The following is a 7,734-nucleotide window of genomic DNA, read 5'->3' on the forward strand; positions in this document are numbered from 1 at the left end:
CCATGTCACGGGCCATAGCGCGGTAATCGATGTACATGACCAGGTGCTGCGGAATGCTGCTGGTTTCCTCGGTCAGCTCCTGGGCGTAGTCGGCCAGCGAGCTGTAGCAGCCGCAGTAATCTTCCTCGGCCGCCTTGCGCGCCTGCTCCAGGTCGTTGAAATGGTCGAGCAGGGCGCCGCCGAACGCGGGGTATTCCTCGATGAAGCAGGCGATCTCATGGGCGTTTTCGAGGCCCTCGTAGTCGCCGAGGCGGTAGCCGTCGAAGCCCTCGAAGTCGTGGATGGCATATTCCTCCGCACTCTCGACCGGTGAGGCTGCCAGCATGGCACTGACCTGCGCCTGAATGTCGTCCAGCCCCAGGGTGGCATCGATCCAGACGCCATGCAGGTGACCGGCGTTGTAGGCGGCCAGGTCGGCAACGTAGATCCTGATGTATTCGCTCATGGATTTCGCTCCTTCGTCTTCAGGGTTCTGCGCTTGCGCTGCGCATGAACCCCTGCCGACTAGGGCGACTAAGGCGGTCGTGAAAAAATCAGGAAAAATCGCGGAGGCTCCACCCAGCGCAGCGGCCGGGTGGAAACCGTCTATTTTTCTTGATTTTGAGGGGGCAAGAACCCCTGCTTTGGAAAGGGGAGAGCCGTCACCACGGGTGGTGACAGCAACGTGTCTCGTCAGTTGGTAACTGGCCGGAACCGGCCAAAAGCGGACGCTGAGTAGCAGCAATTGAGATGTACGCTTTCTTGCTGCTGAGCTCTTTTTTCCTTCGTTTGGAGCAAGCGCCTTAGCTTGATGCATTGCCGCTCGGCGAGCGGCAATGCCTCCAAAGCACAAGGCGTATGAGGCGATTATTATTCCTAATCGGCTCATACGCCTATAACGATCATGCTGGGCTCGATGTACGCTTGAGCTGACAGCAGTTCGGAAACTGATTTACTCAATCACAGCACGGATAGTGATTTCGATCAGTTGCTGAGGGAACGCAAGACTAGATACGCCAATCAGGTTGCTGGCGACTTGAGGTACTTCAGCGCCGTAGAATTCTTTGCGAACTTTACCAGCAGCCGCGAATGCTGCAGGCACGTCGATCACAAACAGTGTTTCCTCCACCACATGGTCCAGAGTCGCACCGAACTCAGCCAGCAGATCGACAATATTGCTGTATGTCTGCCGCATTTGGTCTTCCATCGTAGAGAAGTCAACGGGACTGCCACTCTCGTTCAGAACTGCCGGTGCTACGAGATTGCCCTCGGTATCATGACTCAACTGACCAGAGAGGTAGATTGTGTCCTTCACCTGAACGGCCTGCACATAGCCGTACAAGCCCTCCCAAGCGACGCCGAAGCCTGCGGTTTTCTTTGCCGGAAGATTCTTTTGGTTAGCCATTACATATTCTCCAATCGATAATTGCTTGCAGTAGGGGGGTAGCCATCAGCCAGTAAAAAGATGGCTGATGGCTCGCAGTAAACGGTTCTTTGCTCGAGTGTTCCCAGAGCTAACAGATGCTATACAGCTAGGAACAACGAAACCTTGTACATGTGTGCTCTAATTCCGCCCACCAAGGGTTCATTTGCTTGTAGTCAAGGCGCTGTAGCTGGTCATCAGGTTGTGGTAGTCCGGGATGTGATCGGTGCAGATCTTGGCCAGGCCTTCCACGTCGTTGCGCCAGTCGCGGTGCAGCTCACAGGCCACGGCGAACCAGTTCATCAGCTGTGCGCCGGCCTGAGTCATGCGCTGCCACGCCGAGTCGCGGGTGATCTGGTTGAAGGTGCCCGAGGCATCGGTGACCACGAACACGTCGAAGCCTTCTTCGATGGCCGACAGGGCCGGGAACGCTACGCAGACTTCGGTGACCACGCCGGCGATGATCAGTTGCTTCTTGCCGGTGGCCTTGATCGCCTTGACGAAATCTTCGTTGTCCCAGGCGTTGATCTGACCAGGGCGGGCGATGTACGGCGCGTCCGGGAACATTTCCTTCAGCTCGGGAACCAGCGGGCCGTTGGGGCCGGTTTCGAAGCTGGTGGTGAGGATGGTCGGCAGGTTGAAGAACTTGGCCAGATCAGCCAGGGCCAGCACGTTGTTCTTGAACTTGTCCGGCTCGATGTCGCGCACCAGCGAGAGCAGGCCAGCCTGGTGGTCGACCAGCAGAACGACGGCGTTGTCTTTGTCCAGGCGGTTGTAGGTGGCGTTGGTCATGGTGAAGTCCTCGAATTGTTTTCAATGTGCCGGCTACGCCGGTGAGTGGGTTTTCGTTCAGCAGTGCGTCACTGCATGGAAGAAAGATTAAATTCGAGACCCTTTTCCGACTAGACTGCGAAAATTGCCTCTAGCGTTCCATTTGGAGAACGATCAATGGAAGACCTCAACAGCCTCTACTACTTCACGCAAGTGGTGGAGCAAGGCGGCTTCGCCGCGGCGGGGCGTGCGCTGGACATGCCGAAGTCCAAGCTCAGCCGGCGCATCGCTCAACTCGAGGAAAGCCTCGGCGTTCGCCTGCTGCATCGCACCAGCCGACACCTGTCGCTCACCGAAATCGGTCAGGAGTATTACCAGCGCTGCCTGGCCATGCGCGTGGAGGCCGAAGGCGCGGCGGAGGTGATCGAACGCAACCGCGCCGAGCCGCGCGGCCTGGTACGCCTGGCCTGCCCGACCACGCTGCTCAATTCCTGGGTCGGGCCGATGCTGACGCGCTACATGCTCAAGTACCCGCTGGTGGAGCTGTACATCGAGAGCACCAACCGCCGAGTGGACCTGCTGCATGAGGGCTTCGACGTGGCCCTGCGGGTGCGTTTTCCGCCTCTGGAAAACACCGACATGGTGATGAAGGTACTGGCCGCCAGCACCCAGTGCCTGGTCGGTCACCCAGATCTGCTGGCGTCGCTGCCGAAGGATTTCCAGCCCGAGGACCTGGGCAGTTTACCGAGCCTGCATTGGGGTGGGTCGCAACGCGACTACCAGTGGGAGCTGCTTGGCCCGGACGACGGGCGTCTGTTGATCGCGCACCGGCCACGGATGATCACCGATGACCTGCGAGCCCTTCGCGACGCTGCGCTGGCAGGCGTTGGGATCGTCCACCTGCCCTGCATTGCCGTGCGCGAAGATGTGGCCGCCGGCAAGCTGGTGGAGATGCTGCCGGGCTGGGCGCCCAAGTGCGGCATCGTCCACGCCATCTTCCCGTCGCGGCGCGGCCTGCTGCCTTCGGTGCGCACGCTGATCGATTTCCTCGCCGAGGAATTCAGCCAGAGCGACATGGCCTAGAAATGCCGAAGGCGCCGTCAGCCAGGGCTAACGGCGCCTTCGGCGCATAAAGATGAGCCGCCCAGCGGGTGCTGGGCGGCCATGGTGTCACGACGCGGCCTGGCCAACCTCGGCTGGCTGAGCGGCCTGCCGGGCCGGCATCAGGAAGTGATCGATACGGATCGCCACGCCGGCCGTCTGGAACTGCCGGGCGGCAGCCTCGATGCGCTGCTCGGCACGCGTTACCCGGCCGTGGTGGCGCAGGTGCTCGAGCCAGGATTCGTCGAAGAAGAACTCCTGCCAGTGCCGTGGGTTCTCGCTGTTCTGCACCAGCCCCCAGGAGAAGGCACCGTTGCGCCGGCGCATGCGCGCCACTTCGCTCATCGCCTGGCGGAAGGCTGCAGCATGCTCGGCCGCGATGTCGTAGTGCAGGGTGACCATCACCGGGCCGCGCTCGAGATCGGCCTCGTCGGCGAGAATCGGCGCAGGCCAGTGCAGCGAGGGCGCGAGGTCTTCGCTTGCGGTGACCGGCAGCGGGAACCTGGCGCTCAGTAGCAGGCCCAGCACCAGGCAGCCGGCGGCCGCGAACAGCGCCAGCGGAATTGACGCATGGCTGGCGACGAAACCCCAGAGCGCGCCACCGGCAGCCATGCTGCCGAAGAACACCAGGATGTACACCGACAGCGCCCGTGCGCGTACCCAATCTGGCACCGAGGTCTGCGCAGCGACCTGCAGGCTGGACAGCACGGCGATCCACGCCGCGCCGCTGAGCAGCATCACCGGCAGCAAGGCGGCGAAGTGGCGCACGCTGGCCAGGGCCAGCAGCACCAGGGCGTAGAGCAGGCTGGCCAGCAGCACCAGGCGATCGCTGCTGATGCGCTCGCGAATGCGCGGCAACAGGGTGGCGCCGAGAACAGCGCCGACGCCGACGCTGCCGAGCATCAGGCCGAAGTCGCTGGCGCTGCCCTGCAACTCGCCCCGTACGATCAGTGGCAGCAGCGACATGCCGGCGCTGGCACCGATGAAGAACGCCGCCGCGCGCACCAATACCGCCTGCAAGGGCTTCGAGGCGCGGCTATAGCGCCAGCCGGCGCGCATGGCACCCAGCAGGCGTTCGGCCGGAAAGGTCGCGACCTGGCGCTCGCGCTTCCAGGTCAGCAGCACGATCATGACCGCGAAGAACGACAGGGCGTTGAGGGCGAAGGTCGCCCAGGGGCCACTCAGGCTCACCAGCACGCCGGCGATGGCCGGGCCGAGCGCGCGGGCGACATTGATGCCGAGGCTGGACAGGGCGATGGCCGAGGGCAGGTCGCGCTTGCTCACCAATTCCGGAGTCAGCGCCGACCAGGCCGGCATCATCAGCGCGGTGCCGACGCCCATGGCCAGGGTCATGCCCAGCAACAGCCAGACACTGGTCAGCCCGAGCAGGGTGAGCGTTGCCAGTGCGGTAGCCACGGCGGCCATCCACAGCTGCACGCCCAGCAGATAGCGGCGCTTGTCGACGATATCGGCCATGGCCCCGGCCGGCAGCGCCAGCAGGAACATCGGCGCCGACCCGGCGACCTGCACCAGCGCCACATGCATGGGGTTGGCCGACAGGCTGGTCATCAGCCAGCCGGCGCCGACTTCATGCATCCAGGTGCCGATGTTCGAGGCAATGCTGGCCAGCCACAGCCAGCGGAAGGTGCGGTGGTTCAGGGCGCCCCAGGGCGACGGTTTGGCGGTGGTCATCGCAGCGGACCTTGTCATAGTTGTTTAAGCGATCTGTGGCCTGGACATTGCTGTGCCGTGCATGATTGATGCTAGTGCGCGGCCCAATAACCGGGGCACTCGTGGATGATGACAGTCAGCGGCACGGCATTAGTTCCTGTCTCGACGCGCGTGGACAAGTTGGCAGGGGCAGCTTGTCGGCCGCGCTGGTGGCATCCACCATCTTGCCGACAACTGTGAGCATATTTCAGCCACTTGATCTGCCCCTTCTTGCCTTGCTCCATCGAGAGCCAGGCCCTGCCATGGTTAGATCGTTGTGCCTCCACAATCCTGCCGCTGACTAGCCATTTCGGCGCCTGGCTTACTTCTGTAAGAAGTCCAAAAGGTCCTGATTCAAACGCTCCTTGTGGGTGTCCGCCAAGCCGTGAGGCGCGCCTGCATAGACAATCAACTTGGCTCCCTTGATCAGGGATGCCGAGGCCTTCGCCGAGATATCTAGGGGTACGATCTGGTCGTCGTCACCGTGAATCACCAGAGTCGGCACGTCGAACTTCTTCAGGTCATCACGAAAGTCGGTGGCTGAAAATGCCGCGATGGAGTCGTAGGTGTTTTTATGGCCAGCCTGCATACCTTGTACCCAGAACGACTGGATCAGACCCTGCGATGGGGTGGCACCCTCCCGATTGAAGCCGAAGAAAGGACCGGAGGCGATATCGAGGTAAAGCTGCGAGCGATTGTCCACCGAAGCCTTGCGCAGACCATCGAATACTTCCATAGGCACACCGTTGGGATTGCTCTCTGTCTTAAGCATCAGTGGCGGCACGGCTGCCACCAGCACCGCTTTTTTCACGCGACGGGTGCCGTGGCGCCCTATGTAGCGAGCCACTTCACCGCCACCGGTGGAAAAACCGACCAGGGTAACGTCTTTGAGATGCAAGGCCTCAATGACGGCTGCCAGGTCATCGGCATAGTGATCCATATCATTACCATCCCAAGGCTGGCTGGAGCGGCCATGGCCACGACGGTCGTGTGCGATCACCCGGTACCCTTTGTCGGCCAGAAAAAGCATCTGTGCTTCCCAGCTGTCCGAATTCAGCGGCCAGCCATGGCTGAATGTAACGACTTGACCGTTTTTCGGTCCCCAATCCTTGTAATACAGCTGTACTCCGTCCTTGGTAGTGATGTAGCTGGTGGCCTGTGGCGTGGTGATATCAGCTTGGCTGATGTTTGCAGCCAAGGTGGCGAATAACGCGCTAGCTGCTAGCAGCAACTTGATTCTGTTCATTTTGTATCCTCGGTTTTAGAAGTTGGAATAACTTTGTTTGGGAACCATTGCTATCTGCGGCAAAACACTTTTTCGGGTTCAACGCAGCTCAGGGCGATTGCTTGGCGGTGGTCATGTCAGAGCAGGCCTTGTAGTGGGTATTCGATGATGAGGTAGAGGCGGTCGATGTCGCGTTGCGCCTGGGCGTCGTTGCCGCGGTGACTGACGTGGGACAGGCTCAGTCGTAGGTCCTTGGCTGGGCCTTGCTGCACGGCGTAGCGCAGGTCGATGTCACGCTCCCAGTGGCGCCCGCCGCTGTGCTCGCGGGTATCGGTGTAGGCGCCATCGGCCGGGGCGTGGCTGCCATCGATGCCATGGCCGCGTACATAGCGCGCCATCAGACTCAGCCCAGGGATGCCGAAGGTGGCGAAGTCCAGGTCATAACGCACCTGCCAGGAGCGCTCCCCGGCGCCGTTGAAATCGGCGTACTTGACCGAGTTGGCCAGGTAGATCGAGTCGCCGCCGACGAAGTCGAAGGGCGTGTCGCCGTCGACGCGCTGGTAGGCGACGGTGAAGGTTTGCGCGCCACGCTGATAGCTGCCCAGCAGGCTGTAGGCCAAGGTGTCGATCTCGCCGGCACGGGCCGCGCCCTCATCGCGGGTGCGGTAGAGGTTGCCGTCCAGGGTCCAGCCGGCGTGACGGGCCTTGAGATTGAGGTAGCCCTGACGCCAGGTGTCGTCGAGTTGCGCGGCGTAGACGGCGGCACTGACGTCGCGCGTCGCGAACAGGCGTGCGCCGGCCAGGCTGATGGCCGCGCCACGGGTCGATGCGCCTACGCCGCCGAAGTCGTCATGGCCGGAACTGCCGTCCTGGTTCCTGAAGCGGGTGAAGCGCCCGGCCTGCAGCTGCAGGTCGGGTGACAGGGTGCTGTCGAGCATCAGGCCGGTGGCGTACTCCGGTTGCAGGCGCTTGTCGCCGGTGTCGAACACCGGCGTCTCGACCGTCATCTCGCCGACGCGCAGCAGGTGGTTGCCGGCACGCAGCTTGAGTGCGCCACCGGCGGAGGCGTACCCATGGCTGCGGCCGTCGGAATCCACGGGCAGCAGCCCGGTGCCGGCGTGGCCACGGCCGCCGTCGAGCTTGATGCCGACGAAGCCGTGCAGATCCACGCCCAGCCCGACCGGACCGTCGGTGAAGCCCGATTGCAGCGTGCCGATGAAACCCTGCGCCCATTCCTGCTGGTAGCTCTGCCGACCGGCATCGTCGCGCAGGTCGTTGTGCAGGAAGTAGTTGCGCATCAGCAGGTTCCAACTGCCGGCGCTGGCCGGGTCGGCCGCAGCCTGACTGCCGCAGCCAAAGGCCAGCGTACCCAGCAGCCAGCCCCAAGGGGCTGGCCGGCAGGGGGCTAGACTCAGAACGCGAAGCACGAGCACCCGAACGCCCCCCAGAAGCCCTGATGATCACTGACCGGCACATTGCTGCGGCGCGCACGATCATGCTGGTGCTGATGCACGGCGCAGGAGCC

The 7,734-nt window shown here is 62.4% G+C and carries 8 protein-coding genes; 1 reads left to right on the forward strand and 7 read right to left on the reverse strand.

Features of this window, described 5'->3' with window-relative positions:
* From DXK50_RS24595 to ycaC, 3 genes are all read right to left on the reverse strand, one after another.
* Window positions 1–445: antirestriction protein ArdA (locus tag DXK50_RS24595; RefSeq protein WP_212632117.1), on the reverse strand; the 445-nt coding region annotated here is incomplete at its 3' end.
* A 486-nt stretch (window positions 446–931) separates the two neighbouring features.
* Complete coding sequence (locus tag DXK50_RS24600) at window positions 932–1,384, reverse strand: RidA family protein (RefSeq protein ID WP_212632118.1); 453 nt, start codon at window positions 1,382–1,384, stop codon at window positions 932–934.
* A gap of 180 nt (window positions 1,385–1,564) precedes the next feature.
* Window positions 1,565–2,194 carry an isochorismate family cysteine hydrolase YcaC gene (ycaC, locus tag DXK50_RS24605; protein WP_212632119.1) on the reverse strand — a complete coding sequence of 210 codons (630 nt, stop codon included), beginning with the start codon at window positions 2,192–2,194 and terminating at the stop codon, window positions 1,565–1,567.
* 156 nt (window positions 2,195–2,350) lie between these two features.
* Here ycaC and DXK50_RS24610 point away from each other — a divergent pair, with 156 nt between their 5' ends.
* Window positions 2,351–3,256, forward strand: a complete 906-nt coding sequence (locus DXK50_RS24610) for a LysR substrate-binding domain-containing protein (RefSeq protein ID WP_212632120.1) — start codon at window positions 2,351–2,353, stop codon at window positions 3,254–3,256.
* 87 nt (window positions 3,257–3,343) lie between these two features.
* Here the strand turns inward: DXK50_RS24610 and DXK50_RS24615 are convergent, their stop codons facing one another.
* The 4 genes from DXK50_RS24615 to DXK50_RS25095 form a co-directional block, all read right to left on the reverse strand.
* On the reverse strand, window positions 3,344–4,966 hold the full coding sequence (locus DXK50_RS24615; RefSeq protein ID WP_212632121.1) for an MFS transporter: 1,623 nt from the start codon (window positions 4,964–4,966) through the stop codon (window positions 3,344–3,346).
* Window positions 4,967–5,306: 340 nt separating this feature from the next.
* On the reverse strand, window positions 5,307–6,230 hold the full coding sequence (locus DXK50_RS24620; RefSeq protein ID WP_212632122.1) for an alpha/beta fold hydrolase: 924 nt from the start codon (window positions 6,228–6,230) through the stop codon (window positions 5,307–5,309).
* Between the two features lie 116 nt (window positions 6,231–6,346).
* Complete coding sequence (locus tag DXK50_RS24625) at window positions 6,347–7,636, reverse strand: OprD family porin (RefSeq protein ID WP_461818894.1); 1,290 nt, start codon at window positions 7,634–7,636, stop codon at window positions 6,347–6,349.
* A partial coding sequence (locus DXK50_RS25095; RefSeq protein WP_249186896.1) for a hypothetical protein occupies window positions 7,621–7,734 on the reverse strand: 114 nt, incomplete at its 5' end. The genes DXK50_RS25095 and DXK50_RS24625, both read right to left, overlap by 16 nt.

It is taken from the genome of Pseudomonas sp. KB-10, assembly GCF_018221585.1.
GTDB classification, from domain to species: domain Bacteria; phylum Pseudomonadota; class Gammaproteobacteria; order Pseudomonadales; family Pseudomonadaceae; genus Aquipseudomonas; species Aquipseudomonas yangonensis.

Coding starts and splice junctions, on each gene's coding strand:
- ycaC (WP_212632119.1), bottom strand. CDS start 2,194: ATGACCAACGCCACCTACAACCGCCTGGACAAAGACAACGCCGTCGTT.
- DXK50_RS24615 (WP_212632121.1), bottom strand. CDS start 4,966: ATGACCACCGCCAAACCGTCGCCCTGGGGCGCCCTGAACCACCGCACC.
- DXK50_RS24600 (WP_212632118.1), bottom strand. CDS start 1,384: ATGGCTAACCAAAAGAATCTTCCGGCAAAGAAAACCGCAGGCTTCGGC.
- DXK50_RS24610 (WP_212632120.1), top strand. CDS start 2,351: ATGGAAGACCTCAACAGCCTCTACTACTTCACGCAAGTGGTGGAGCAA.
- DXK50_RS24620 (WP_212632122.1), bottom strand. CDS start 6,230: ATGAACAGAATCAAGTTGCTGCTAGCAGCTAGCGCGTTATTCGCCACC.